The sequence below is a fragment of the Gaiella sp. genome (assembly GCF_035558935.1).
GTDB lineage: Bacteria > Actinomycetota > Thermoleophilia > Gaiellales > Gaiellaceae > Gaiella.
Genome location: NZ_DATMBZ010000159.1, coordinates 1 through 25,086, shown reverse-complemented (window position 1 = coordinate 25,086; position 25,086 = coordinate 1). Strand labels below are relative to the sequence as shown.

General features: G+C 70.3%; 24 protein-coding genes and 2 tRNA genes. 9 read left to right on the top strand and 17 right to left on the bottom strand.

The window, feature by feature from the left end; all coding sequences use genetic code 11:
* The 7 genes from VNM44_RS15240 to fabF all read right to left on the bottom strand — a co-directional run.
* Window positions 1–675, bottom strand: a 675-nt coding sequence (locus tag VNM44_RS15240; RefSeq protein WP_325626804.1) for a LamG domain-containing protein, incomplete at its 3' end; no start/stop codon positions are given.
* Window positions 676–899: 224 nt separating this feature from the next.
* Window positions 900–1,565, bottom strand: a complete 666-nt coding sequence (locus tag VNM44_RS15235) for a PIG-L deacetylase family protein (RefSeq protein ID WP_325626803.1) — start codon at window positions 1,563–1,565, stop codon at window positions 900–902.
* A complete protein-coding gene (locus tag VNM44_RS15230; protein ID WP_325626802.1) occupies window positions 1,565–2,368 on the bottom strand; it encodes a glucose-1-phosphate cytidylyltransferase in 804 nt (267 codons plus the stop codon). The genes VNM44_RS15235 and VNM44_RS15230 overlap by 1 nt, the downstream gene beginning before the upstream one ends.
* Window positions 2,365–3,708, bottom strand: a complete 1,344-nt coding sequence (locus VNM44_RS15225) for an NAD(P)H-dependent oxidoreductase (protein WP_325626800.1) — start codon at window positions 3,706–3,708, stop codon at window positions 2,365–2,367. The genes VNM44_RS15230 and VNM44_RS15225 overlap by 4 nt, the downstream gene beginning before the upstream one ends.
* On the bottom strand, window positions 3,705–4,289 hold the full coding sequence (gene rfbC, locus VNM44_RS15220) for a dTDP-4-dehydrorhamnose 3,5-epimerase (protein WP_325626798.1): 585 nt from the start codon (window positions 4,287–4,289) through the stop codon (window positions 3,705–3,707). Before rfbC ends, VNM44_RS15225 begins: the two co-directional genes overlap by 4 nt.
* Window positions 4,290–4,308: 19 nt before the next feature.
* Window positions 4,309–5,352 carry an SDR family oxidoreductase gene (locus VNM44_RS15215; protein ID WP_325626796.1) on the bottom strand — a complete coding sequence of 348 codons (1,044 nt, stop codon included), beginning with the start codon at window positions 5,350–5,352 and terminating at the stop codon, window positions 4,309–4,311.
* A gap of 50 nt (window positions 5,353–5,402) precedes the next feature.
* Window positions 5,403–6,632, bottom strand: coding sequence for a beta-ketoacyl-ACP synthase II (gene fabF / locus VNM44_RS15210; protein WP_325626794.1), 1,230 nt, complete (start codon window positions 6,630–6,632; stop codon window positions 5,403–5,405).
* Window positions 6,633–6,667: 35 nt separating this feature from the next.
* Here fabF and VNM44_RS15205 point away from each other — a divergent pair, with 35 nt between their 5' ends.
* The 5 genes from VNM44_RS15205 to VNM44_RS15185 all read left to right on the top strand — a co-directional run bounded on the left by VNM44_RS15205 (window position 6,668) and on the right by VNM44_RS15185 (window position 10,803).
* A complete protein-coding gene (locus VNM44_RS15205; RefSeq protein WP_325626792.1) occupies window positions 6,668–7,744 on the top strand; it encodes an ATP-dependent DNA ligase in 1,077 nt (358 codons plus the stop codon).
* 106 nt (window positions 7,745–7,850) lie between these two features.
* Window positions 7,851–8,735: an ABC transporter substrate-binding protein gene (locus VNM44_RS15200; protein WP_325626790.1), complete on the top strand. Its 885-nt coding sequence runs from the start codon at window positions 7,851–7,853 to the stop codon at window positions 8,733–8,735.
* 126 nt (window positions 8,736–8,861) lie between these two features.
* On the top strand, window positions 8,862–9,587 hold the full coding sequence (locus VNM44_RS15195; RefSeq protein WP_325626788.1) for an amino acid ABC transporter permease: 726 nt from the start codon (window positions 8,862–8,864) through the stop codon (window positions 9,585–9,587).
* Window positions 9,584–10,333, top strand: a complete 750-nt coding sequence (locus VNM44_RS15190) for an amino acid ABC transporter ATP-binding protein (protein WP_325626786.1) — start codon at window positions 9,584–9,586, stop codon at window positions 10,331–10,333. Before VNM44_RS15195 ends, VNM44_RS15190 begins: the two co-directional genes overlap by 4 nt.
* A gap of 173 nt (window positions 10,334–10,506) precedes the next feature.
* Window positions 10,507–10,803 carry a co-chaperone GroES family protein gene (locus VNM44_RS15185; protein WP_325626784.1) on the top strand — a complete coding sequence of 99 codons (297 nt, stop codon included), beginning with the start codon at window positions 10,507–10,509 and terminating at the stop codon, window positions 10,801–10,803.
* A 25-nt stretch (window positions 10,804–10,828) separates the two neighbouring features.
* Here the strand turns inward: VNM44_RS15185 and VNM44_RS15180 are convergent.
* From VNM44_RS15180 to VNM44_RS15155, 6 genes are all read right to left on the bottom strand, one after another.
* A tRNA-Ser gene (locus VNM44_RS15180) sits at window positions 10,829–10,915 on the bottom strand.
* A gap of 48 nt (window positions 10,916–10,963) precedes the next feature.
* A tRNA-Ser gene (locus tag VNM44_RS15175) sits at window positions 10,964–11,054 on the bottom strand.
* Window positions 11,033–11,734 (bottom strand): hypothetical protein, encoded by a 702-nt coding sequence (locus VNM44_RS15170; protein ID WP_325626782.1) that lies wholly within the window; start codon window positions 11,732–11,734, stop codon window positions 11,033–11,035. Before VNM44_RS15170 ends, VNM44_RS15175 begins: the two co-directional genes overlap by 22 nt.
* 34 nt (window positions 11,735–11,768) lie before the next feature.
* Complete coding sequence (locus VNM44_RS15165) at window positions 11,769–13,151, bottom strand: hypothetical protein (protein ID WP_325626780.1); 1,383 nt, start codon at window positions 13,149–13,151, stop codon at window positions 11,769–11,771.
* Window positions 13,152–13,173: 22 nt separating this feature from the next.
* Window positions 13,174–14,070: a carbon-nitrogen hydrolase family protein gene (locus tag VNM44_RS15160; protein WP_325626778.1), complete on the bottom strand. Its 897-nt coding sequence runs from the start codon at window positions 14,068–14,070 to the stop codon at window positions 13,174–13,176.
* A gap of 3 nt (window positions 14,071–14,073) precedes the next feature.
* Complete coding sequence (locus tag VNM44_RS15155) at window positions 14,074–15,087, bottom strand: succinylglutamate desuccinylase/aspartoacylase family protein (protein WP_325626776.1); 1,014 nt, start codon at window positions 15,085–15,087, stop codon at window positions 14,074–14,076.
* 68 nt (window positions 15,088–15,155) lie between these two features.
* Here VNM44_RS15155 and VNM44_RS15150 point away from each other — a divergent pair, with 68 nt between their 5' ends.
* Genes VNM44_RS15150 through VNM44_RS15135 form a run of 4 tightly spaced genes read left to right on the top strand, consistent with a single transcriptional unit; the run spans window position 15,156 to window position 19,864 of the window.
* Window positions 15,156–16,280, top strand: a complete 1,125-nt coding sequence (locus VNM44_RS15150; RefSeq protein WP_325626774.1) for a mandelate racemase/muconate lactonizing enzyme family protein — start codon at window positions 15,156–15,158, stop codon at window positions 16,278–16,280.
* 14 nt (window positions 16,281–16,294) lie between these two features.
* A complete protein-coding gene (locus tag VNM44_RS15145; protein ID WP_325626772.1) occupies window positions 16,295–17,596 on the top strand; it encodes an aspartate aminotransferase family protein in 1,302 nt (433 codons plus the stop codon).
* Complete coding sequence (locus tag VNM44_RS15140; RefSeq protein ID WP_325626770.1) at window positions 17,593–18,615, top strand: succinylglutamate desuccinylase/aspartoacylase family protein; 1,023 nt, start codon at window positions 17,593–17,595, stop codon at window positions 18,613–18,615. The genes VNM44_RS15145 and VNM44_RS15140 overlap by 4 nt, the downstream gene beginning before the upstream one ends.
* 16 nt (window positions 18,616–18,631) lie before the next feature.
* A complete protein-coding gene (locus VNM44_RS15135) occupies window positions 18,632–19,864 on the top strand; it encodes an MFS transporter (protein WP_325626768.1) in 1,233 nt (410 codons plus the stop codon).
* 14 nt (window positions 19,865–19,878) lie between these two features.
* On the opposite strand, the gene VNM44_RS15130 is transcribed toward VNM44_RS15135, so the two are convergent.
* The 4 genes from VNM44_RS15130 to VNM44_RS15115 form a co-directional block, all read right to left on the bottom strand.
* Window positions 19,879–21,489, bottom strand: a complete 1,611-nt coding sequence (locus VNM44_RS15130; protein ID WP_325626766.1) for a gamma-glutamyltransferase family protein — start codon at window positions 21,487–21,489, stop codon at window positions 19,879–19,881.
* Window positions 21,486–22,592, bottom strand: a complete 1,107-nt coding sequence (locus tag VNM44_RS15125; RefSeq protein ID WP_325626764.1) for a GntG family PLP-dependent aldolase — start codon at window positions 22,590–22,592, stop codon at window positions 21,486–21,488. Before VNM44_RS15125 ends, VNM44_RS15130 begins: the two co-directional genes overlap by 4 nt.
* Complete coding sequence (locus VNM44_RS15120) at window positions 22,589–24,196, bottom strand: D-aminoacylase (protein WP_325626762.1); 1,608 nt, start codon at window positions 24,194–24,196, stop codon at window positions 22,589–22,591. Before VNM44_RS15120 ends, VNM44_RS15125 begins: the two co-directional genes overlap by 4 nt.
* Before the next feature lie 2 nt (window positions 24,197–24,198).
* Window positions 24,199–25,086: ABC transporter permease (locus tag VNM44_RS15115; protein WP_325626760.1), on the bottom strand; the 888-nt coding region annotated here is incomplete at its 5' end.

Genomic DNA, 25,086 nt, shown 5'->3' with positions numbered 1-25,086 from the left:
CGAACTCACCGCACTCGCCGCCAACCCCGACACCCCAGACGGCACCGTCGTATCCGGCGGCCCACCCAACGGCGCCGCCATATCCGCCTGAATCTCCGCCTGCGACAACGCCACCCGATACACCCGCACCTCATCGATCCGCCCGTTGAAGTACTCGCCGTAGGGGCTGTTTCCGCCGATCCAGAGCGGATTCGCCGTCGGCGAGATCGGGCCGGACACCGGCGTGCTCGCGGCCTGCACACCGTTCACGTACAACCGCAGCGACGTACCGTCATACGTCAGAGCCAGGTGAGACCAAGCGCCCACCGGAAGCGCACTTGGCCCGAACGCGTTCGGAACCGATCCACCGACCTGCACGCCTGCGGCAGGTCGCAAGCCTCCCACGTGGCTGCTCGCCGAGAGGAGATACGAATCCGCCTCCTTCTGCACGACCGTGCGCCAACCCGTCTGCGCCGCGGCGGGGTACACCCACGCCTCGAGCGTCACGGCCGATGTCAGGTCCAGCGAGGCGGCATCCGGGACGCGCACACGGGAGCTCGAGCCGTTGAACGACAACGCCCCGCCGAACTTCCCGGCCGACGTCCAGGATGCTCCGTCGAGGGCGCCGGTGTTTCCGTTTCCGGAGAGATCCGTGACCGACGTGCCCGACCCTTCGTCGAACGCGTACGCCGCCACGAGGTCGCCGGGCTGGGCGTTTCGTGCAGGCGCCGCGAGGAAGCCGAACGCCACGAGCGCGACGACGGCGTAGCCGACGTAGCGGCCGGCACTGCGGTACCTCGTTTGTGCGAGCACGGCTGCGCCCACCTCTTCCCCTCCGTGCATCCGCGCGCCGATGCACATTCGCCGCTTTCCCCTGTCAGAGGCTAGTAAGTCGCACTTCCGTGCACAACCCCTCCGAGCTAACCCGGCAACAAGGAATACAGCACTTTGCGCGCTGTGAAGGCCTCGGCATACCCACTCGGCGAGCGACACTCCATGCCGCGGAGGCGCATCAGCCCTCGAAACACGTCCCCGTCGAACCAGTCCTTCGAGCGCTGCGTCGAGAAGTGCCGCTCGAGCAGGGTGAGCTTCTCCTCCACGATCTCCTCGCTCAGGGCCACGAAGGCGTCCGGCCGGCCGAGGTCACCGTCGTACTTGGGGATCTCGTACTCGAGGATCAGATGGTCGCGGAAGGTGTTCCACGTCAACTCGCAGACGAGGCGGTGATCCTGATGGAGGTCCCCACGCGTATGCGTGAGCACGAGCTCCGGATCGATCCGCGGTTTCAGGCCCTCGAAGACGTCCTTCACCCCACTGCTCTCGTGCGGGAGGTATCCGTCCCGGAACGAGAGAACCTCGATCGTCGGGTTCGAGACGTGCGAGAGGAAGGCCTCGGCACTGCTTTGCGCTTCCTCGACCCGCGATCCGTGCGCCGCGAGCACGAGCCAGTGGACGTGCACCCCGGGCCATGCGCGTGTGAGAGTGAGCAACGTTCCGCCGCAGCCGATCTCGAGATCGTCGGAGTGCGCGCCGATCGCGAGCACGCTCCCGAGGGGCTCCGCCCCGAACCAGCCGAGCTGCCGCATCAGGTGACGGGACTATCGGTTCCGGCCGCGACGGTCAGCCACGGCGCGCGCCCGGATTCGAGCAGGCCTTCGAGCCACTGGCGGTCCTTGATCGTGTCCATCGGCCCGAAGAATCCGTCGTGGACGTACACGCCGACCTCGCCGCGTGGGATCAGCTTCTGGAAGGTCTCCTCGACGAATTCGTCGCCGGGCTCGATCCAGTCGAGCGCCTCCCGGCGCATGACGAAGAAGCCGCCGTTGATCCGCACGCCCGAGGTGTTCATGGGACGCACGTCGCGTACCGTTCCGGTCGCGTCCGCCTCCACGATGTGCGCGTGGAAGTGCGGGCGGACATGGGCGAACATCACCAGCTTCCCGGACGCCTCGAACGTCTCGACGAGATCCGGAATCGAAACGTCCGAGAGCCCGTCGCCGTATGTTGCGAGGAACATCTCGTCGTCACCGAGGTGCGGCTCGACCGCCTTGAGCCGCTCGCCGATCGTGGACTGCATCCCGGTGTCGGCGAACGTGATGCGCCACGAGCTCACGTCGCGGTTGAGGATCTCGACTTGGGCGTCCGCGCCGTAGCCGTCGAGGACGAAGTCGTTGAAGAGCGCCTCGTTGTAGGTGAGGAAGTACTCCTTGATCACGTCTCCCTTGTAGCCCAGGCAAAGGATGAACTCGGTGTGCCCGAATGCGGCGTAGTACCGCATGATGTGCCAGAGGATCGGCCGGTTCCCGATACGGATCATCGGCTTGGGCGTCCTCTGGGTCTCCTCCCCCATCCGCACACCGAGCCCGCCGCAGAAGATCACGACCTTCATGCGCGACCTGTCACCCGATCGTGCGCTCCTTCGAGGAGGTCGCCCAGCCACCCCTCGCCCTTGAACCGCTCCAACTGCTCCGCACGCAGACGATCGGCGATCCTGCCGGCGGGTAGATCGACGTCGTCGTACGTCAGCGGCTCGTCCTGTCGAACGTCGCGCCGGAGCGTGCACCCAACGGCGAGGCCTTCGGGCAGGTACCGGCGCTCGGACATCTCCGCGGTCGACGCCGCTTCGCCGTACGTCATATACATCCCGTAGTTGTCGAGCGTCTCGCCGGCCTGGAGGTCGCGCTTCGCAACGGCACAGACCTCCACCGTCGGCCCCGCAAGCGGTTTCGCCAGCGAATCCCTGAAGAGCGCGACGCGAGCGATTGCGAATGGGACCTCGAAGTGCACCAGGTGGTACGGGATGAAGAAGGAGTAGAGCGGGCCCTTGCCGAGCTTGTAGAGCTCGAGGTAGTGCTGCTGCTTGGGGTCCGAGTGCTCGGCGAGGCAATAGACCTTGGTCAGCGGCGTGCCCACCACGTAGTCCACCACGCCACCGAGCTCGCGCAGCCGGTCGACGTCGTAGAGGGAGCCGATCTCCATCACGTCGCCGCGGTACTCCTTGCCGCGCGACATGCCCCGCTCGAGGACGGTGAAGCCGGTCGCGTTCGCCACGATCGCCTGCTCGAACGAGATCTTCGACCCGTCCGCGAACGAGGTGACCATCGAGGCGCTCTGGCCCCACTGCTCGGCGAACCCTTGCTGGGTGGTCGGGTTGCGGTAGGGGTCCTGGAGGCCCTTGACGTTCCCCATCACCCTCGGCTCGAGACCGAGGCCCTTGACCCACCGATACAGGTTCATCTGGACGCCCGGCTCGTCGCCGTCGCACGCGGACAGGACGACACCGTGCCGGTCGGCGTAGACCTGGAGGATCGGCCCGATCGTCGCGTCGATCTCAGCGTTCATCAACACGACGTCCTTCCCGTGGGAGAACGCCTCCAGGATCACGGGCGTGGCGTACTCGACGTCCCCTGTCACCTCGCAGACGACATCCACCTGCCCGCTGCGGCAGAGGAGGAACGGGTCGGCGGTGTACGCAGGGCGGCCGGCTCGGATTGCGTCCTCGAGCGCGGTCTCGTCGTCCACCCGCACCGGCTCGACGCCGGCGTACTCGAACACGTTCCTCGCCCGGTCAGGGTTGCGGTTGGAGACGGCGACCATGCGCATGCCGGGCACGCTGTTGACGATCTGGTTCGTCAGCCCCTGGCCCATGAAGCCGGCGCCGACCATCGCCACGCGAATCGGCTTTCCCTGGGCTTCGCGGGCGCGAAGCGCGTTGTCGACGATGATCACGCGCTCACCTCCTTCGCAGCGACGGCCATTCGCCGCCGAAGCTCGGGCTCGACGACGTCGAGCGGCTCCCACTGCGCATCCTTCTCCGAGATCGAGGCAACCGGAAGGGGCCACTCGAGGCCGAGGCGGGGATCGTCGTAGGCGAGGCCGCCCTCGGTCTCCGGCGCGTAGAACTCTCCGACCTGGTAGCTCGTCTCTGTCCTGTCGACGAGCGTCTGGTAGCCGTGCGCGAATCTCTCGGGGACGTACAGGGCCCGACCGTTTTCCTCGTTCAACTCGACCGCAACGCTCTGAAGGTAGGTCGGGCTCTCGGGGCGCAGGTCGACGATGATGTCGAGGATCTCGCCGCGGGTGCAACGGACGATCTTCGTCTCGGCCTTCGGCGGGTACTGGAAGTGCATGCCGCGAAGCGTCCCGGCCACGTTGTTGAACGCGACGTTCGCCTGCGCGATCACCGGCTTCAGACCATGGTCTGCGAGCTCGTGCTGACAGAACGCACGTGCGAAGTAGCCACGGGAATCCTCTCTGCGCTCGAGGTCGATCACGAACGCACCGCGTAATTCCGTCTCCGTGAAGATCACGTCCTTCCCCTCTCTCCGCTCACGATCGGGCGGCGACGGCTGCCCGCCAGCGCAGGTCGCTGTCGAGCCTGCCCTCCTCGAGGAGGGTCTTGATGCGTGAGAGCCGTACGAACCGGTCTCCGAGGAACATGTCTGCATCCATCCCGAACGCGCGATACGCGTCGACGAGCTCGCGGGCGCCGCGCTGCGCGTCCCACGTCGGACGGAACGTCTCCAGCGTCTCCGCGATCTTCGAGAAGTCGACGCGATAGCTGCGGGGATCGGCGCCTGCGCCCTCGGCGAACTCGACCTCGACGCCCGTCACGGCTTCGGCAACCATGAGCGCGAGATCACGGACGACGTAGTTCGCGGTCGACGAACCGGCGTTGAACGCCTGCGCATGGATGCGCTCCCGCGGCGCCGCGAGCGCGGCGGCAATCGCACCTGCCATGTCCTGGACGTGGATCAGCGGCCGCCAGGCGGTGCCGTCGCTCTGAAGGCGCACCGCCCCGGTGGTCAACGCCCAGCCGACGAGGTTGTTGAGGACGATGTCGAGGCGGAGGCGAGGCGAGGCACCGTAGGCCGTCGCGAACCGAAGCGAAACCGGCGAGAACCCGTCGCTCGCCAGCGCGGCCAGCGAGCGCTCGCTGCGAACCTTGGATTCCGCGTAGGCCGTGAGCGGTGCGAGCGGCGCCCGCTCGTCGACCGGGAGCGACGAGCCGGACGCGCCGTACATGCTGCACGACGAGGCGAAGACGAACCGCTCGACACCGCGGGCCCGAGCAAGTTCCGCGATTCGGGCAGTTGCCTCGTGATTGATCGCGTAGGTCAAAGCCTCGTCCAGCTCTCCGATGGGGTCGTTGGACAGCGCGGCGAGGTGGACGACCGCGTCGAAGCCTTCGAGGTTCTCCTCCCGGAGATCCCGCACGTCGACCCGGAGCTCCGGCGGCGGAGGCGCGGCCCCGAGGTCGCATCCTTCGTAGAGGGCGGTATCGAGGCCGACGACCTCGTGACCGGCGTCGGCCAGCACGGTCCGCGTGACCGCGCCGACGTACCCGCTGCTCCCCGTCAGCAGTACTCGCATGGCCTCATCCTAGTGGCGACCTGCAATCTGAAAACCCCGAGCGCTCGGCGCTACTCCACGCGCCCGAGCAGCACGCACGCGTTGTGCCCGCCGAGGCCCATCGCGTTCGAGAGCGCGACGTCGACCTCCGCGCGGCGCGCCTCGTTCGGGACATAGTCGAGATCGCATTCCGGGTCCGGGTTCCGGTAGTTGATGGTCGGCGGCAGAACGCCGTTGCGGAGCGCAAGAGCGCACATCATCGCTTCGACGGCGCCGGCCGAGCCGAAGCAGTGGCCCGTCACCGACTTCGTCGAGGACACCGCGAGCCGGTAGGCGTGGTCGCCGAAGACCTGCTTCAGCGCGCGGGTCTCGGCGAGGTCGCCGAGCGGGGTCGAGGTTCCGTGCGCGTTGACGTATCCGACCCGCTCGGGCGCGATCCCCGCGACCTCGAGTGCGGAGGAGATCATCGCCGCCACGCCCGTCGCCTCGGGCTCCGGCTGGGCGAGATGGTGCGCGTCGTTCGAGGCGCCGTAGCCGACCACCTCGGCGTAGATCGTCGCGCCGCGGGCGCGGGCGGCCTCGAGCTCCTCGAGCACGAGGATGCAGGCTCCCTCGCCCATCACGAAGCCCGCGCGCGTGGCGTCGAAGGGTCGCGAGGCCCGCGTCGGGTCCTCCTCCTCGGCGACGAGGCCGCGCATCGCGCAGAAGCCCGCGAGGATCAGCGGCGTGATCGGCGCCTCGGTGCCGCCTGCGAGGATCACGTCCGCCTGGCCGCGGCGGATCGACGCGGCCGCCTCGCCGATCGCGGTCGAGCCCGTGGCGCACGCCGAGACCGGGGCGAAGTTCTGCCCGCGGAGGCCGAGCTGGATCGCGATCTGGCCGCTCGCGGTGTCCACGAGCACCGATGGGATGAAGAACGGCGACACGCGGTCGGGCCCCCGCTCGGCGAAGACCGTCTGCTGCTCGGCGATCGTCGCGATCCCGCCGATCGCCGAGCCGACGAGGATCCCGGCCCGTGCGCGGTCGACGTCCTGCAGACCCGCGTCGTCCCACGCCTCCTGCGCCGCTGCGACCGCGAGCAGGACGTTCCGGTCCATGCGCCGAGCCTCCTTCGCCGGGACGAGATCGCCGATGTCGAAGCCGGTTACCTCCGCCGCGATCCGCACCGGGTACTCCGACGCGTCGAAGGCCTCGATCCAGCCGACGCCGCTGCGACCGGAAACGGCGGCATCCCAGGTGGACGGCGCGTCGAGCCCGATGGGCGTCACCGCCCCGAGCCCCGTGATCACCACCCGTCGCATGGGATGCGGAGACTACTCGGCGGTACGGTGTGGCCGTGCCGCGCCCCCGCCGCAACCGCACGAACGAGCCGGTCGAGAGGCCGGCCGACCTCGACGCAGCGATCCCGTTCCCGCCCATGGAGGCGGAGCTCGTCCGTGACCTGCCCGAGGGGGACGAGTGGCAGTACGAGCCGAAGTGGGACGGCTTCCGCGGCCTGCTCGAGAACGCCTCGGGCGCCCTGCGGCTCTGGTCGCGGAACGCGCGTCCCCTGCTCCGCTACTTCCCGGAGCTCGAGGCCCTCGGCGACCTTCTCCCACCACGGTCGTGTCTCGACGGCGAGATCGTGATCGTCCGCGACGGGATCCTCGACTTCGACTCGATGCAGACCCGGCTCCATCCGGCAGAGAGCCGCGTGCGCAAGCTCGCAGCGGAGATCCCCGCGACCTTCGTCGCCTTCGATGTCCTCGTGTGGGACGGCGAGGAGCACTGGCCAGCGCCGCTCGCCGAACGCCGCGCGACGCTCGAGGAGCTCGCCGCCGGCTTCGTCCTCTCCCCCGCCACGCGCGACCGCGACGACGCGCTCGAGTGGCTCGACTCGTTCGAGGCGATCGGGCTCGACGGCGTGATCGCGAAGCGGCGCGACGCGCCCTACCGCGCGGGTGAGCGGACGGCGGTGGTGAAGGTCAAGCCGGAGAAGACGGCCGACTGCGTCGTCGCCGGCGTTCGGTGGAAGGCGGACGGCGAGCGGCGGATCGCGACGCTCCTCCTCGGCCTCTACGACGACGACGGCCACCTCGACTACGTCGGCTCGGCCGCCGTCGCCCCGACCCGCCACGACGAGATCGCCGCTGCCGTGTTGCCGCTCCTCCGCGATGCCCCGGAGCGGCGCTTCTCGGAGCCGAACCGCTGGGGCGGCGGCGAGCTCGAGGAGGCCGCGGTCCGCCCGGAGCTCGTCGTCGAGGTGCGCTACGACAAGGTGCAGGGCCGCCGCTTCCGTCACGGGACGAAGCTCCTGCGACTGCGCCCCGACAAGGAGCCCGAGCAGTGCACGTGGCGCGAGGTGCGTCCTCCGCTCGAGCCGGACGACCCCACGCTCGCGGGACTCTTGGGGTCAGTCCCGGCAGGGGACTGACCCCGCTTCCAGCCTCGGGCGCCACGCATCACTTTCCAAAGTGAAGCATCGAGGATCCCTGTGCTAGCCTCGCGCCGCGGGCCCAACCCTTCGGAGGAGACGATCCATGCGGAAAACGCTCATCGCGAGTCTCGTCGCGGCGACCGCCGCGGCGCTGGCCGCCGTCACGACCGCCACCGGCGCGAGCACCGCGGGCGCCTCGGCGGCAGCGATCCCTGGCTGCGCCGCCGGCTCGCTGAACCTCGTCGAGGACGGCGTGCTCACGATCGGCGCCGACAACCCGGCGTTCCCGCCGTGGTTCGGTGGCGCAGAGAAGACGAAGCCGTGGAAGGTCTCCGACCCCTACAGCGGTAAGGGCTACGAGTCCGCGGTCGCCTACGCCGTCGCGAAGCAACTCGGCTTTGCCAAGGGCAAGGTGAAGTGGACCGTCGTCCCGTTCACCAACTCGTTCCGGCCCGGCAAGAAGCCCTTCGACTTCTACATCACCCAGGTCTCCTACTCGCCCGAGCGCGCGCGGGCGGTCGACTTCTCGAACTCGTACTACTTCGTGAACCAGGCCGTGGTCGGCCGAAAGGGCACGCCGATCGCGAGGGCCAAGTCGATCTCCGCGCTGCGGCCCTACAAGCTCGCTGCGCAGGTCGGGACGACGAGCTACACGTACATCACGAAGTACATCAAGCCCTCGTCGAAGCCGCTCGTCTACGACACGAACGACGCCGCGGTGCAGGCGCTCAAGAACGGCCAGATCGACGGGATCGTCGTCGACCTGCCGACCGCCTTCTACGTCACCGCCGTGCAGGTCGACGACGGCGTGATCGTCGGCAAGCTGCCGACCAGGGGGACGAAAGAGCGCTTCGGGATGGTGTTCCAGAAGGGCAACTCGCTCCGCGGGTGCGTGAACAAGGCGCTCGGCCGCCTGTGGGCCAACGGGACGATCAAGAAGCTGCAGAACACGTATCTGGCGCGCGCCGGCGCGCCGGACATCAAGTAACCGCGTCTGGACGCGAACCGGAGCTCCCGGATCCTCGGCGGGACCGTCCGCGGCTCGAGCGAGTCGCGGACGGTCGCCATCGCCGTCCTTTCCACGCTCGTCGTCGCCACGGCGATCGTCGTCGTGGTGGCGCGCTCACCCGGCTGGCCGGCCTTCAAGGCGTACTTCTTCGACTGGGGCTACTACAAGGAGTCGTTCCCGGAGATCCTCGACGCGTTCTGGGTGAACGTGAAGCTGTTCTGCATCGCCGAGGTGATCATTCTCCCGGCCGCCCTGCTGCTGGCCGTGCTCCGGAGCCTCCCCGGCCCCGTGTTCTTCCCGATCCGCGCGCTCGCGATCGTCTACGCCGACCTCTTCCGCGGGATTCCGACGATCCTCGTCATCTTCATGCTCGGGTTCGGCATGCCCGCACTCGGGCTCGAGTGGATTCCCGACTCGCAGTTCTTCTGGGCGGTCGTCGCGCTCGTGCTCGTCTACACGGCGTACGTCTCCGAGGTGTACCGCGCCGGCATCGAGTCGGTGCACCCCTCCCAGGCGGCGGCCGCGCGCTCGCTCGGCCTCACGCACTCACAATCGCTCCGGCACGTCGTCCTCCCGCAGGCCGTGCGCCGCGTGATCCCGCCGCTGCTCAACGACTTCATCGGGCTCCAGAAGGACACGGCGCTCGTCGGCGCGCTCGGCGTCGTCGAGGCGTTCCGCCAGTCGCAGATCGACCAGGCGGCGACCTTCAACGGGACGTACTACCTCGTCGCCGCGACGCTGTTCGTCGCGATCACGATCCCGCTCGCGCGGTTCACCGACTGGCTCGTGGCCCGCGACCGCAGGCGGCAGCAGGCCGGGAGGCTCGCATGACGGCGGAGGCGCTGCGTGTCGAGGACGTCCGCAAGGCGTTCGGCAAGCTCGAGGTGCTCCGGGGGATCGACCTGGTGCTCGCCGAGCACGAGGTCGTCTGCCTGATCGGCGCCTCCGGCTCGGGGAAGTCGACGCTCCTGCGCTGCGTCAACCTGCTCGAGCCGATCGACGCCGGCCGCATCGTCGTCGGCGGCCAGGAGATCACCACGCGCGGCGTCGACGTCAACCGCGTCCGTCGCGGGATCGGCATCGTGTTCCAGTCCTTCAACCTCTTCCCGCACATGACCGTGCGCGAGAACGTGACGCTCGCGCCGCGCAAGGCGCGCGGCCTCTCCCGCAGGGAGGCCGACGAGGTCGCGACGCGGCTCCTCGATCGGTTCGGGCTCGCCGACAAGCGCGACGAGTACCCCGACCGGCTCTCGGGCGGCCAGCAGCAGCGCGTCGCGATCGTGCGCGCGCTCGCGATGGAGCCGCGACTCTTGCTCCTCGACGAGATCACGAGCGCGCTCGACCCGGAGCTCGTCGCCGAGGTGCTCGACGTGATCCGCGAGCTCGCCGCCGGTGGGATGACCATGCTGATCGCGACGCACGAGATGGGCTTCGCCCGGGACGTCGCCCACCGGGTGTGCTTCCTCGACGCCGGGCGGATCCTCGAGGAAGGCCGCCCCGAGCAGCTCTTCGAGGCGCCGCGCGAGGAGCGCACGAAGCAGTTCCTGCAGCGGATCGTCGCCGCCGGGAGGCTGTAGCTCGCCCGCCACGCGGGATTCCGCAGAGCGAGCCCGCGGCTCGATCCCCGGGCTTCGGCGGGGCACATCCCTGAAAGGCGTCGGCTTCGCCGCCGCAGGCGACAGGTGTCCGACTGCGCGCCTTCAGCCGCGTCGCTGCGTTTCGAGCCTCGACACCACGGTATCGTGAGCCCATGGTGCAGGACCCGAGCCGCGTCGACGTCACACTCGAGCCGCTCGACGAGTACCTCGTCATCCAGCCGACCTCGGACGAGACCGAGACACGCGCCGGGTTGATCCTGCCCGCGTCCGCGGCGGCCGCGGCTGCCTGCCGCACCGGGATCGTCACCGCGATCGGTAGCGACGTGACCGGCGTCGAGCCGGGTGACAAGGTTCTCTACCCCCGCGATGCGGGCTACGAGGTCCGCCTCGGCGGCATCGAGGTCAAGGTCGTGAAGCGGGACGACCTGATCGCCCGCGTTCACGACTGACGCCCGAGGCCGAGAGGCGGTTCAGCGGAGGGGGAGGGATTTGAACCCTCGAAGAGCTTGCACCCTTAACGGTTTTCGAGACCGCCCCGTTCGACCGCTCCGGCACCCCTCCGAGCCGCGTAAGGGTACCCACGCCGCACGCGACGGGCTCGCGGTGGAACGGAGAAGGAGGGATTCGAACCCTCGAGGCAGGGATTTCCCCACCTAACGCCTTAGCAGGGCGCCGCCTTCAGCCACTCGGCCACTTCTCCGGGCTCGTCGCAGGATAACGACCGATCGCGTCGAGACCGTCCCGGGGATCGCGGTCGCGCGTCGGCACGGCGCGCTCGAACAGCCAGAACGACGCTTCGACGGTCGGCCCGATCAGCAACACGAAGGCGACCGTCCCGACGCCGACCGTGCCGCCGAGCGCCCACCCCAAGGCGAGGGCGAGCGCCTCGATCGACGCCCGGACGACGCCGATCCGCAACGACGTCCGCGTCGCGCCGATCACCATCAGGGAGTCGCGGGGGCCGGGGCCGAACCCTGCGCCGAGGTAGACCGCGGTGCCGACACCGATGAGCGCGAGCCCGCTCGCCATGAAACCGACGCGCACGGTGAGCCCGTGCTCCGACAGCGACGTGACGGCGTCCGGGAGCGTCATCAGCACGACGAAGAAGCCGACCAGCAGCGCGTTGGCGACCGTCCCGATACCGAGCTTCGCTCCGAGCGCCGCGGATATGCCGAGGACGACGACGCTGACGGTCATGTGCGCCGTGCCGAACGTGAGCGGCGTGTGCTCGGCGATGCCCTGGTGGAGCACGTCCCAGGGCGAGAGCCCGAGGTCGGACTCGAGCAGGAGGACGATCCCGGCGGCGAAGACGGCGAGCCCGAGCACGAGGGCGACGAGACGCACCCAGCGGGGACCGACGAGCTCCGGCGGCGAACGCACCGGTCAGGTTCTACGCGACAGCGATCGCCGGCGCTCAGGCGCCGTCGCGCAGCCGACCGAGGAGCTCGCCGCTCGCCTCGACGAGGCGGTCGACCTCGCCACGGTCGAGGTTCGAGTTCGTGATCCCGTAGGCCCAGCGCCAATCGTCCTGGTTCAGAATCTCGTCGAGCGGGACGCCCGCGACGAGATCGAGGTCCTCGCTGGCCGGGAGGTAGCCGAGGTAGTCGTTCGTGTACGAAGCGGCGACCGTTGTGCCGAACGGGCTCTGCGCCTTTATCCGCGCGCCCGGGCCGTTGAACAGCTCGAACGAGTTGGCAACGATCGCGCTGTCGCCGACGGCGAGCGCCTGGATCTCGGTGCGCACCGGAATGTCGGCGCGCTCCAGCATGTCGGCGTACATCGTCAGCGCGCCCCACATGTACGACGCGGGGAACTGCTGGGCCGAGGTCATCGTATGGACGTCCTCCGACCATGTCTCCGGCCAGTCGAGCTGCGGTCCGGCCTGCCATTCGGCGGTCGCGTCGGCGACCTCCTCGGCCGTGTAGTCGTGGCGGCGGCGTCGGAGCTCGAGCCGGTCCGCGTCGGCCGCGACCCTCGCATCCGCCGTGGTCTCGGCACGGGCGTGTGCCTCGAGCGCGACCTCGGCGAGCTTCCCACCCAGCCAGTCACGGCGCTCGTAGGAGTGCCGGCTCGCCTTCCGGTTGCCGAACCACCAGTCGTCGAAAGGCGCGACGTCGCCGGCGCAACCCTGCACGAAGAGGCATTCGGCGCCGGGGAGAGCGCGCTCGACCCCTGCTCGCAGCGGCGCCGGGTACTCCGCGTCCCACTGGGTCGTGATCCCGCCGACAGTGATCGGGTGCGCGGTGAAGTCGACGACTGCCGCGAGCGGGGAGCCGTCGGGGCGATCGACCCGGAGAACCGCGAGGGAGTCGTCGACCGGAGCCTCGTGCCGCACGCGGTTGCCGCTGAGCCCCGGCGCACGGGTGACGGCCGAGCCGACGCGCGCCGGCGCGAGGCGCCTGTGGGCCGCGAACACCGCGCCCGACACGAGGTCCGGGAGGACCGCGGTATAGGCCTCGAACCCCGCGGCGTCCTGGAGGCCGGCGACGCCGGAGCCGCGGGAAAGGCTCGGCGCGCTGTGGTTGTGCGACGCATGGACCAGCACCGCCTCGGGTGGGATCCCCGTCAGCTCACGGACTCGCGCGCGGACGTCGTCCGTCAGATCGCGCCCGGCGAAGACGAGGTCCATCGTCACGAGCACAGCGGTGCGCTCGCCGTCGGAGAGGACGAGCGCCTGTGCGACAAGCGGCTCGCGCGCGCCCTGCGCGAGACAGCGTCGCGCCGCCCAGCAGCCCACCGGGAGCCCGAGCGGCGGCGTGATGTCGACGCAGGCCACCCCTGCCGAGAACGTGGTCATGCGCGAGCTCCTCTCGTCGTGGTCACAGCAGCTCCGTCAAGGCCCCGTAGGCCTCGGGCCGGCGCTTCTTCAGCGCGAACCAGGGGTTCTCGCGCGCGCGGGCGAGCAGCGCGGGGTCGAGCTCGGCCGAGATCCAGCCGCTGCCGACGGAGGGCTCGGACTTCGCGAGCATCGAGCCGTCCGGCGCGAGGACGTACGCGCCGCCGACATGGCTCGAGTGCCCGTCGAACCCGACCTGGTCGGAGAACACCGCGAAGACGCCGTTGTCGCGCGCGAGGAAGTCGTGGATCCGGGGCGGCCACGGTCGCTCGTCGAGCAGCTCGCGCTGAGCGCCGAGCACGCTGGCCTCCGGCTCCTCGCGGCCTCGCCCGTCGAAGGTCAGGTCGCCGCCGCCGGCGGGCATCGTGCGGTTGGCGTGCGGGAGGAGGATCACCTCGGCCCCCATGAGCGCGAGGATGCGCCAGCTCTCGAAGAAGTCGCTGTCGTGGCAGATCGCCGTGCCGACCCTGCAGAACCCCGCGTCGGCGACGTCCCACTCGTACGCCTGCCGAAAGCGGAAGAACTCGTCGTAGGACGCGTGCACCTTCCGCTGGAGGCCGAGCAGCCCGTCGGGGCCGACGAGCGCGGACGTGTTGTAGTGCGTGCCACGGTAGAGCTCGCAGAACCCGTACGAGACCACGATGCGGTGCCTCGCCGCCTCCGCCTGCAGGGTGCGATAGATCCGCCCGTCACTCGGCTCCGCGTGCCTGACGACCTCCTCGCTGCCGTTGCTCCCGGTCACCGAGCCCTCGGGGAAGACGACGAGGTGGCAGCCCGCAGCTGCGGTCTCTTCGATCAGCCGTACGTGGAGCTCGAGATTGTGGTCGACGTCGAGGTGGCGGGTCTCGACCTGCGTCGCCGCCACCGTGAATGGCTCCATCGGTCAGTACAGCTCCTCCACGGTCACCTCACGGGCGATCACGGCGACGTTGTCGCCCTGGTCGGTCGTCGCAATCGCGCGGACGACGAACACGATCCCGTCGTTCTGGGCACACACGACGGCCGGCTCGCGGTCGGGGCGCTCGAGGAAGTGGATCTGACCGACGGGCTGACCGGCGGTCACCCGCTCGCCGAGGTCGACGAACGTCTCCCAGAGGCCGCTCTCGGGAGCAAGGAGGTAGTTCTCCACGTCCGTCGCGCGGCCGATGATCCCGGGCGTCTCGCGGGCTCTCGCCTCCCCGCGCAACACGCCGACGTGCCGCAGGACATTGGCCAGCCCGGACTGCGAGATCCGGTGTGTCGCGGCGGTGACGTGCCCTCCCCCGCCGAGCTCGGTCGAGACGACCACCTTCCCCTGGCGCTCGGCCTCGCCGACGAGCAGACCTGTCCCGGCAATGTCGATGTAGACGAAGTGGTGGTCCGTCCCCCAGGCGACCATCGCATCGACCATCGCGCGCCGCTGCGCGGGGTCGTCGACCCAGTGCATCTCGGACCACGGCGGGCAGAGGCCGCTTCGTCCGCCCGAGTGCATGTCGACGACGACGTCCGCGAGTGGGAAGAGGACGGTGGAAAAGAAGTGAGCGAGCTGCCGGTCGGCCGGCCCGTCCGGATCGCCGGGGAACGAGCGATTGAAGTTGACGCCGTTCGGCCACAGCCGCGTGTACGCGCGCGAGGCCTCGGGCGAGGCGCAGGGCACGACGACGAGCCGGCCGGTGACGTCCCCCGGGGCGGTCTCGCGCGCGAGCCGGAGCGCCGCGATCTGACCCTCCGGTTCGTCGCCGTGCACCCCACCGACGACGAGCGCGGTCGGCCCGTCCGACTCGCCGGCGATCGAGACGATCGGGACGAAGAGATGCGACCAGCCGCTCGTGTTGTTCGACCGCGGCAACTCGAGGCGCCCCACCTGCTTGCCGGGGGCCTGGAGGTCGATCGTGCAGTGCACAGGCGTGGTCGCCACCCGGTTGGCGATTGTAGACAATCGACGTATAGTTGACAATCACCGTCCGACCCCGAGGAGACAGCACAGTGAAGATCACCGACGTCGAGGCCATCATCCTGCGCCAGCCCGCCCTCGACGACGGCATTGCGGACGGGAGCCAGGACGACCTGGTGATCAAGATCCACACGGACGAGGGAATCGTCGGGATCGGCGAGGTCGACTCCGCGCCCGAGGCCGTCGCGGCGCTCGTGAACCGCTCGAGCTCGCATGCGATCGCGGGCTCGCTCCGCGACCTGCTCGTCGGCGAGGACCCGCGCGACGTCGAGCGCCTGTGGCAGAAGATGTACCGCGGGCTGATCTACATCGGCCGACGCGGCATCGCGCTCCATGCGCTCTCGGGCATCGACATCGCGCTCTGGGACGTCAAGGGGAAGAGCGAGGGCAAGCCCGTCCACGAGCTCCTCGGCGGCGCGAAGCACGAGAGGGTCCGTGCGTACGCGTCGATGCTGATGCCGGACACGACCGAGGAGACCGCAGAAAGGGTGAGCGCGCTCCGTGACGAGGGCTTCACTGCCGTGAAGCTCGGCTGGGGGCCACTCGGCGAGGACGCGAAGCACGACGTGCGCCTCGCGGCTGCCGCGAAGGAGGCGGTCGGGGACGGCGAGATCCTGTTCGACGCCGGGTTCGGCTACAGCGGCGACGCGACGACGGCGATCGCGGTCGCCCGCGAGCTCGAGCAGCTCGGCGTCTTCTGGCTGGAGGAGCCCTTCGAGCCGGACGAGTACGAGGCATACGCGGAGCTCGCCGACACGGTCGACATCCGCGTCGCCGCCGGCGAGCAGGACACCACCGTTTGGGGGTTCCGCGAGCTGATCGAGCGGGGTCACGTCGACCTCGTCCAGCCGGACGTCACGCGCTGCGGCGGCATCACCGAGTGGCTCCGGATCGCAGCTCTGGCGCGCGAGCACGGGCTCGAGACGGTTCCGCACGCCTGGAAGAGCGGCATCATCAAGGCCGCCTCGCTGCAGTGCAACGCCGTGATCCCGGATGCGCTCTTCCAGGAGTACTGCGTCGCCGACACGCCGATCAACCAGACGCTGACGCACGAGCGGCTGCCGCTCGAGGAGGATGGGTACGTGCGCGTCCCGACCGCGCCGGGCATCGGCGTCACGCTCGACGACGAGGTCGTCGAGCGCTACCGCGTCAACTGAGCTGAGGAGGCCCCATGGCCGTCATCCCGGACACCGACCTCGCCGCACGTGCCGCGGCCGTCATCCCCGGAGGGGTCAACAGCGGCCAGCGCCGCGTCGCGGGGCTCGAGGACCTCGTCGTGACCGCGACGAGCGGCGCGACGTTCACCGACGCGGAGGGCCGGACGTACACGGACTACCACGCCGCCTTCGGGCCACCGTTGCTCGGCCACAACGACCCGGACGTCGACGGCGCCGTGGCCGCAGCGGCGCGCTCGGTCGGGCTGATGGGAGTCGGAGTCACCCCGATCGAGATCGAGCTGGCAGAGCAGCTCTGCGAGCTCGTCCCGTCGGTCGAGCGCGTCCTGCTGACGGAGACCGGGAGCGAGGCGACGTTCCACGCGATCCGCGTGGCGCGGGCCGCGACGGGACGCCGCCACGTGATCAAGTTCCAGGGCTGCTACCACGGCTGGCACGACGCGGTGGCGATGAACGTCATCTCGCTGCCGGAGAACGTCGGCCGCCACGACCCGCTCTCGAAGGGCGTCCTCCCCGAGGTCACGGAGGCGACGATCGTGTGCCGGTTCAACGACGCCGAGGAGGTCGAGCGGGCGCTCATCGACCACGACGTCGCCGCGATCATCCTCGAGCCGATCCCGCACAACATCGGCGCGGTGCTGCCCGAGGACGGCTTCCTCGAGCGGCTTCGCGAGCTCGCGACGAAGCACGGCACGGTGCTGATCTTCGACGAGGTGATCACGGGCTTCCGCCACACGCTCGGCGGCTTCCAGTCGATCGCCGGCGTGACACCGGACCTGACGACGCTCGGCAAGGCGATGGGAAACGGCTGGCCGATCTCCGCGCTCGGCGGCAAGGCCGAGCTGATGGACCTGTTCTCGACGACCCCGGGCCGCCCGGCGTTCTTCGCGGGCACGTTCAACGGCCATCCGCCGACCGCCGCCGCGGCGCTCGCGACGATCGACAAGCTCCGGCGCGAGCCGGTCCACGAGCACGTCTTCCGGCTCGGGGAGCGCGCCCGCCGGGCGCTCGACGAGCTCTACCGGCGGCTCGGCATCCCGGCGGTCGTGAGCGGCTACGGGTCGGTCTTCCTCGCGTACTTCCTCGAGGGACCGGTGTGCAACTACGACGACCTCCTGCGCAACGACGTCGACCTGTTCGTCGGCTACCGGCGCGAGCTGATGAAGGACGGCATCTTCGAGCTTCCGCTCAACCTCAAGCGCAGCCACTTCTCGTACGCCCACACCGACGAGGACGTCGACCGTCTGCTCGAGGCGACCGAGGCCGCGGTGACGCGATTCCAGGGCTCCCGCGCGTGATCGACTCGCCGGTCGGCTGCACGATCGACTTCTCGCGCGCCGGGAAGCAGGTCGGCCATCTCTCGCTCCCGAAGATCACGAACACCGCCGGTTGGGCGAGCACGTTCGTCCACGTCGCGCAGGTGGCGAACGGCGACGGGCCGACGGTGCTCGTCCTGGCGGGCAACCACGGCGACGAGTACGAGGGCCAGGTCGCCGCGCTGCGGCTGCTGCAGGAGCTCCAGCCCGAGCAGGTGTCCGGGCGCGTGATCGTCATCCCCGTGCTCTCGCCCGCCGCGTCGAAAGCGAACACGCGCAACTGGCCCTCGGGCGCGAACTTCAACCGGTCGTTCCCGGGGAGGCCCGACGGCCCGCCGAACGAGCAGCTCGCCGACTACCTCACGCGCGTCCTCTTCCCGCTGGCGGACGTCGTGATCGACATGCACTCCGGCGGCCGGAGCGCCTGGTTCCTCCCGTGCTCGCACATGCACGTCGTCGACGACCCGGTCCAGCGCAAGGCGATGCTTGAGGGGATGGAGGCCTGGAACTCCGACTGGCACTACCTCTACATCGACGTCAACGGGCACGGCCTCTTGCCCGTGGAGGCGGAGAGCCAGGGCAAGCTCGTGATCACGACCGAGCTCGGAGGTGGCGGTCGCGTCCCGGCGCCGGTCCACCGGCTGGCGTGGAGCGGCCTGCAGAACGTCCTGCGCCATGTCGGGGCGCTCGAGGGCGAAGTCCAGACGCGCGCGTCGCTCGGCCTTCCGCCGGCCGCGATCCTCGACGGCCGCGATCCCGCGAACATCGTCGTCGCACCCGAGGACGGGCTTTTCGAGGCGCTCCTCGAGCCCGGCGACCCGGTCTCGGCCGGGCAGCCCGTGGGCCGCCTGTGGTTCGTCGACCGTCCGGAGCGGCCGCCCGTCGAGATCGAAGCGCCGCTCGACGGCTACGTCGCTGTGACGAAGGCGATACCGATCACCGAACAGGGCGACTGCGTGTTCGTGCTCGGCCAGCCGATCGACCGCTCCGCGCTCCTCTGAGCGCGCCACGATGAGGATGACGCGGCTCGGCGGGCGGACGTTCGCGAGCCTGCGGCACCGCGACTACCGGCTGTACTTCGCGGGCAGCGCCGTGTCCTTCATCGGCACGTGGATGCAGCAGATCGCGGCGTTCTGGCTCGTCCTCGACCTGACGCACTCGCCGGTCGCCGTCGGGGCGCTCGCGCTCGTGCAGACGCTCCCCGTCACCGTCTTCAGCCTCGTCGGCGGCTCCCTGGCGGATCGGATCGACGTGCGCCGCATGCTCATCGCGAGCGACTGCGTGCTCACCGTCCTCGCCGCGACCCTCGCCGCGCTCGCCCTGACGGACAGGATCCAGGTGTGGCACTTCTACGCGCTCGGGCTCGTCTACGGGATCGTCGTCGCTCTCGGCTCGCCCTCGCGGCACACGCTCGTGTTCCGCATCGTCGGGCGCGACGACCTCCCGAACGCGGTCGCGCTCAGCTCGGGCCTCGGGACGACCGCGCGGATCGTCGGCCCGGCTCTCGGCGGGCTCGTCGTCGCCGCGGCCGGGCCCGGGATCGCGTTCGCGACGAATGCGCTCAGCTACCTCGTCTCGGTCGCGGCGCTGCTCGCGATGCGGCTGCCGAGGCGCCCGCGTGCCGCCGGTGCGGGACGGGTCCTCACCGGCATCGCCGAGACCTTCCGCTTCGCCTTCGGCGAGCGGCGGGTGACGGTGACGTTCTTCGCGGTCCTGCTCGTGAGCACCTTCTCGTTCAACTTCGACGTCCTCCTGCCGCTCCTGGCCAGGCGGACGCTCGACGAGGGGGCGGCCGTCTTCGGCCTGATCGCCTCGGTCTTCGGGATGGGCGCGCTGTGCGGAGCGCTGATCCTCGCCACCGTCGGGCGCGCGCGGCTCCTGCTCGTGCTCGGCGGTGCCGCGGGATTCGGCGGCTTCCAGCTCGTGCTGGCGCCGCAGGACACGCTCCCCGTCGTCTGCGCCCTGCTGTTCGTGATCGGGATCTTCTACATCCTCTGGGGCTCGTCGGCCCTCGCCGTGCTGCAGCTCGCCGCCCCGGAGCACCTCCGGGGCCGCGCGGCGAGTCTCTACTTCTTCGCGTTCATGGGCGGCGCGCCGCTCGGCGGCCTGATCGCAGGCTCGCTCACCTCACTCGGGGGCACGCGCCTCGCGTTCGCGAGCGCGGGCGTCGTCGCCCTCACGGTCGCGGCCGCCGGCGCGCTCGCGCTCGTCCGCGCCTCGCCCCGGCGCGTCGAGGCACACCCGTCCTAGGACGGGACAGCCGGTCAGCCGAGCGACTCGACCGCCGCGCCGCCGTCGGAGCGAGGGTCGGACGCGGCTCGCCAGCCGGACTCCGTCACGAGCACCGACTGGGGGCGCGCGAACGACGCGTGGTAGGCGTAGAGGCTCTGCTGGACGGGCACGCCGCGGTCGCGAAGGGCGTCGACCGTCCGCTGCGGCACACGGGACTCGCAGAACACGGGCGTCCCCTCGCTGTGCAGCCTCGGCGCGACCACCGCCTCGACAGGGCTCATCCCGAAGTCGACGACGTTCGAGATCTGCTGGAGCACCGCGGACGTGATCGACCAACCGCCCGGCGCGCCGAGGACGAACCAGGGGCTGCCGTCGCGGAACACGATCGTCGGGGCGAGCGCGCTCGCGCGCGCGCGACCGGCAACGTAGGAGTTCGGCCGGCCGGGGACAGGGTCCATGAGTGCGACGCAGTCGTTCCACGTGAAGCCGGTCCCGGGGACGACGACGCCGCTGCAGCTCGTCAGCGTGTGCGTGAGCGAGGCGCAGTTGCCCTCCTCGTCGACGACCACGAGCTGTGTCGTGCCGCCGGGCTTGCCGAGCGCGACCGCGTCCGGCAGGATGCCCGCGCGGATCCGCGCCTCGACCTCGTCCGCGTGGGCGTCGGAGAGAAGCTCGTCGACCGGGATCTCGTTCTGCTCGGGGTCGCTCAGGTAGCGGAAGCGCGTGACACCCGCCCAGGCGAGCGTCGCGGAGAGCACGAACGCGTGCTCCGGGCCGTTGTGCTCGAGCCCACCGAGCTCGAAGCGCTCGAGCACCTTGAGCATCTGCAGCAGGAGAATCCCGCCGGCTGGCAGGTTGGACGTCGCGACGGACAGGCCGCGGTACGAGCCCTGAAGCGGCGGCGACCATCGCTCCCGGTAGGAGGCGAGGTCCTCGCGGGTGACGAAGGCGCCGTTCTGCGCGAAATCGGCGGCGACCGTCTCCGCGAGCGCCCCGGTGGCGAGCTCGGAGGGCCCGTTTCGGGCGATCGCTCGGAGCGACTCCGCCTGATCGGGGTTCCGGTACGGATCACCTCGCTCGAGCATCCTGCCGTCCGGCCGCATCCAGAGCCGGCGCGCCTCGGCAGTCGCGCAGTACTTGTCCTGCGGGTGCGGCAGCCCGGGCATGTACGGCATCCGGCAGTACATGGCGATGTACTCGGGCCAGTCGAAGCCACGGTCGCCGAGCTCGATCGCGGGAGCGAGCAGCTGCGCCCACGGCAGCGTCCCGAAGCGCTCGTGGAGCGCGCCCAGCCCCGTCACCATGCCGGGCGTCATCACGGCGGTGTACCCGATCATGTTGCGGCTGTCGTCGAAGAGCGCGTAGCTCCAGACATCCGTGTAGCCCTTGACGTCGTCGGCCCACATCTCGGGCCACATCCGCGAGCCGATCCGGGCGGGAAAGGCGAGATCGACGACCGCCCCGGCGCGCGCGTCGTACAGGAGCGCCCCGCCCCAGCCGCCGAGCCCGCACTGGAACGGGTTCAGGACCGTCTGCGCGAACGCGGTCGCGACCGCTGCGTCGAAGGCGTTGCCGCCGTCGCGCAGCACGTCCGCGCCGATCTCCGCCGCGCGCGGCTCGGGCGCCACCACGACGCCTCTCATGCTCCGCCCTCGCCGCGACCGGCACGCTCTGCCGCCTCGAACGCGGCGAAGCCCTCGACGTCGGGTAGCGCCTCGGCAGAGACGGCGTGCCGCTCGACGACGTCCGCGACGATCCGGGCGGCCTCCTCGACGTCGTCGTCGGTGACGAGCCGGTGAGTGACGAGCCGGACGCGGGCCGCGTCGCGCTCCATCACCCACGCGCCTGCGTCCGCGAGGAGCGCCACGAGCTCGGCGGCCGTGAGGCCCGTGCCCGACACGTCGACGAGCACGATGTTCGTCTCGACCGTTTCGGGGTCGAGCCGCAGGCCCGGGATCATCGCCAGTCGGCTCCCCAGCTCGCGCGCCCGCCGGTGGTCGTCGGCGATCCGGTCGACCATCGTGTCCAGGGCGACGAGGCCGGCCGCCGCGGCGATCCCCGCCCGGTGCACCGTCGCTCCCCCGAGGCGGTGGAGCATCGTCCGGCCACGGGCCACGACCGCGGCGCTCCCGGCGAGCACGGCCCCGATCGGAGCGGAGAGCCCCTTGTTGAGCGAGAGCGCAACGGAGTTGACTCCGGCGACCAGCTCGGCGAGAGGGACGCCCAGTGCGACCGCGGCGTTCACGAGCCGGGCGCCGTCGACGTGGACGCGGCAGTCGTGGCGCTGCGCGACGTCGACGAGGGCCCGCGTCGTCTCGACCGAGAGGACGGTGCCCCCGGCCCGGGTGTGGGTGTTCTCGAGAACGAGGAGCGGAGCGCGTGTCTCGGCGAGCAGCTCGTGGACCGCACCCGGGACGAGGCGCCCGTCCGCGGCGTACAGCGACCGCGGCTCGAGGCGCGCGATGTCGACGATTCCCATCGCCTCGGACGAGAGGACGTGCGAGCTCGACTCGAGGACGACCGCGTCGCCCGGTTCGCAGAACGTCAGGAGGGCGACGAGGTTCGCCATCCCGCAGGTCGGCACCCAGACAGCGTCGTCCTTGCCGAGGAGCTCGGCCGCCCGCGCGCAGAGCTCGTTCACCGAGCGGTCCTCGCCGACCGTCGCCCAGCCGAGCTCGGCCGCGCGCATCGCGTCCCACATCTCCTCGGTCGGGACCGTGCACAGGTCCGAACGGAGGTCGATCACGTGCGGCGGAGGTGCCGCCCGGGCCGCGCGCCGGTGTGCTGCCCGCCGTCGACGACGGCGACGCCGTTGACGAAGACGTGCTCGACGCCACGTGCGTAGTGGTGCGGGTCGTCGACGGTCGAGACCTCGTCGAGGCCGTCGTAGTCGAACACGACGACGTCGGCCGCGTAGCCCTGCCGCAGCAGCCCGCGATCCCAGAGGCCGAAGTGCGCCGCGGGCATGCTCGTCATCTTCCGGATCGCCTCCTCGAGGCGGAGCGTCCCGTTCCGGCGGACATGGTGGGTGAGGTAGTGGATGTGCCCGGAGTAGCCGAGCGGATGGCGCAGGACGTCCGCGAGCGGTCCGTGGTCGGTCACGGTGAACGTGTCGACGCCCAGCGCGAACAACGGATGCGAGATCATCTCGGCCATGTGCTCGTCGGTGAACAGTCGGCCGACGACGAGGATCGACTCGTAGGCGTCACCCGCGTCGGCGAGGACGTCGAAGAAGCAGTCCCACGGGTCCATTCGGCTGAGCTCGGAGATCTCGGCGAACGTGAGCCCGTCCCAGTCCGGATGCTGTGCGCTCGTCTGCAGGCGCACGCGATCCCACTCACCCTTGTGGATGAACCGCCAGTACCGGTCGCACTCGCCTCGGAGCCGCGCCCTGGTGTCGGGGTCGCGGAGGCGCGCGACGGCGGCTTCCGATCCGTCCGCCCCGACCCAGGGCGGCAGGATCCCCGCGAGCTGCCCGAGGCCGTCGACGAAAGGAGTCGTGTCGGCGAGGACGTCCAGCCCCTCCTCGCGCGCCGCCGCCATCATCTCCACGGCGCGCTCCCAGCCTCGGTCGGGGGCGTTCGTGTTGTGGCGGACGTTCAGGTGCGAGATCTCGGCGCGGATCCCTCCGGCGCGGGCGACCTCGAGGAACTCGGCGATCGCCTCCAGGATTCCCGAGTCGCGGTTCCGGACGTGGCTCGTGTAGACGCCGTCGTACTCCCCCGCAATCGCGTTCAGGCGCTTCAGCTCGTCCGTCGTCGCCTCGCGTCCCGGGTTGAACTCGAGACCGGTCGACATGCCGAGCGCGCCCGCCTCCATCGCCTCGCGCATGAAGCCGTCCATCGTCGCCGCCTGCTCGTCCGTCGGCCGCGGGCCGGAGATGCCGGCCGCCAGCCGAAGTGCGTTGTGGCCTACGAACCACGCGAGGTTGGGCGAGTGGCCGACGCCGCTGACGAAGTCGAGGTGCTCGCCGAACGTGCTCCACGGGATCACCGGGCCGTCGAAGCCGAACGTGAAGAGGCGCTCGGTCTGGTACAACCGCGAGTGCTCCGTGACCGGCGCGTAGCTGGAGCCGCAGTTGCCGACGACCTCCGTCGTCACACCCTGCCGGATCGTGCTCTCGGCGTTCGGGTTCGCGAGCAGCGAGAAGTCGGAGTGGCTGTGCGGATCCACGAATCCGGGGCAGACGACCTTGCCGGTCGCGTCGATCACGCGGGCGGCGGTCTCCTCCGGCGCGAGACGGCCGACGTCGACGATGCGGCCGTCCTCGATCGCGACATCGCCGAGGAACGGCGGGCTGCCCGTGCCGTCGGCGACCCAGCCGCCGCGGATGAGGACGTCGGGCGGCATGCCTAGCTCGGTCCGCCCCCGACCGAGGGGCCGAGGCGCGGGTCGAGAATGTCGCGGAGGCCGTCCCCGAGGAAGTTGAAGCCGAGGACGACCAGCATGATCGCGGCGCCCGGGAACACCGAGAGCCACCACGCGGCGTCGATGTAGGAGCGCGCGGTGTTGAGCATGCCGCCCCACGACGCCTCCGGTGGCTGTGTCCCGAGACCGAGGAAGCTCAGCGCCGCCTCCGCCAGGATCGCGCTACCCAGGTAGACCGTCACGAGCACGATGAGCGGCGCGACGATGTTCGGCAGCAGGTGGCGCACCATCACGCGGCGGCCGGAGGCCCCGAGCGCGCGCGTCGACTCGATGTACGGGAAGCCCATCACCTCGAGCACCGAACCGCGCACGACGCGCGCGATCGCGGGAGTGAACACGATCCCGATCGCGATCATCGCGTTTCGCCGGCTCGGGCCGAGAAGACCGGCAATCACGATCGCGAAGACGAGACCCGGCAGCGCGAACATGAGGTCGACGAGGCGCATCAGAACGCCGTCGACCCAGCCCTTGTAGAAGCCGGCGACCAGACCGAGCAACGTGCCGGCGACGAGCGCTATCCCGACGGCGATGAACCCGACCTGAAGCGAGACTTGCGCCCCGTGGATGATTCGGGCGAGCTCGTCCCGGCCCAGCTCGTCGGTGCCCATGGGATGCGCCCAGCTCGGCGCCTGCAGGCGCTCCGAGTCCTGCGCGTCGGGGTCGAGCGTCCAGATGTACTTCCCGAAAACCGCCACGAAGACGTTGAAGAGCACGATCCCAGCCCCGATCAGACCGATCGGGTTCCGCCACTTGCCGAGGAAGGAGAGCCGCTGTCTCGGCATGGCCGTCCAGTGGCCGAAGGTGTCGGCGAC

Excerpts from the sequence above, each read along its gene's own strand:
- VNM44_RS15190 (WP_325626786.1), top strand. The coding sequence starts at position 9,584 with ATGACGGCGGAGGCGCTGCGTGTCGAGGACGTCCGCAAGGCGTTCGGC.
- VNM44_RS15230 (WP_325626802.1), bottom strand. The coding sequence starts at position 2,368 with ATGAAGGTCGTGATCTTCTGCGGCGGGCTCGGTGTGCGGATGGGGGAG.
- VNM44_RS15130 (WP_325626766.1), bottom strand. The coding sequence starts at position 21,489 with ATGAGAGGCGTCGTGGTGGCGCCCGAGCCGCGCGCGGCGGAGATCGGC.
- VNM44_RS15165 (WP_325626780.1), bottom strand. The coding sequence starts at position 13,151 with ATGACCACGTTCTCGGCAGGGGTGGCCTGCGTCGACATCACGCCGCCG.
- fabF (WP_325626794.1), bottom strand. The coding sequence starts at position 6,632 with ATGCGACGGGTGGTGATCACGGGGCTCGGGGCGGTGACGCCCATCGGG.
- VNM44_RS15200 (WP_325626790.1), top strand. The coding sequence starts at position 7,851 with ATGCGGAAAACGCTCATCGCGAGTCTCGTCGCGGCGACCGCCGCGGCG.
- VNM44_RS15235 (WP_325626803.1), bottom strand. The coding sequence starts at position 1,565 with ATGCGGCAGCTCGGCTGGTTCGGGGCGGAGCCCCTCGGGAGCGTGCTC.
- VNM44_RS15160 (WP_325626778.1), bottom strand. The coding sequence starts at position 14,070 with ATGGAGCCATTCACGGTGGCGGCGACGCAGGTCGAGACCCGCCACCTC.
- VNM44_RS15145 (WP_325626772.1), top strand. The coding sequence starts at position 16,295 with ATGGCCGTCATCCCGGACACCGACCTCGCCGCACGTGCCGCGGCCGTC.
- VNM44_RS15185 (WP_325626784.1), top strand. The coding sequence starts at position 10,507 with ATGGTGCAGGACCCGAGCCGCGTCGACGTCACACTCGAGCCGCTCGAC.
- VNM44_RS15120 (WP_325626762.1), bottom strand. The coding sequence starts at position 24,196 with ATGCCGCCCGACGTCCTCATCCGCGGCGGCTGGGTCGCCGACGGCACG.
- VNM44_RS15215 (WP_325626796.1), bottom strand. The coding sequence starts at position 5,352 with ATGCGAGTACTGCTGACGGGGAGCAGCGGGTACGTCGGCGCGGTCACG.
- VNM44_RS15135 (WP_325626768.1), top strand. The coding sequence starts at position 18,632 with ATGACGCGGCTCGGCGGGCGGACGTTCGCGAGCCTGCGGCACCGCGAC.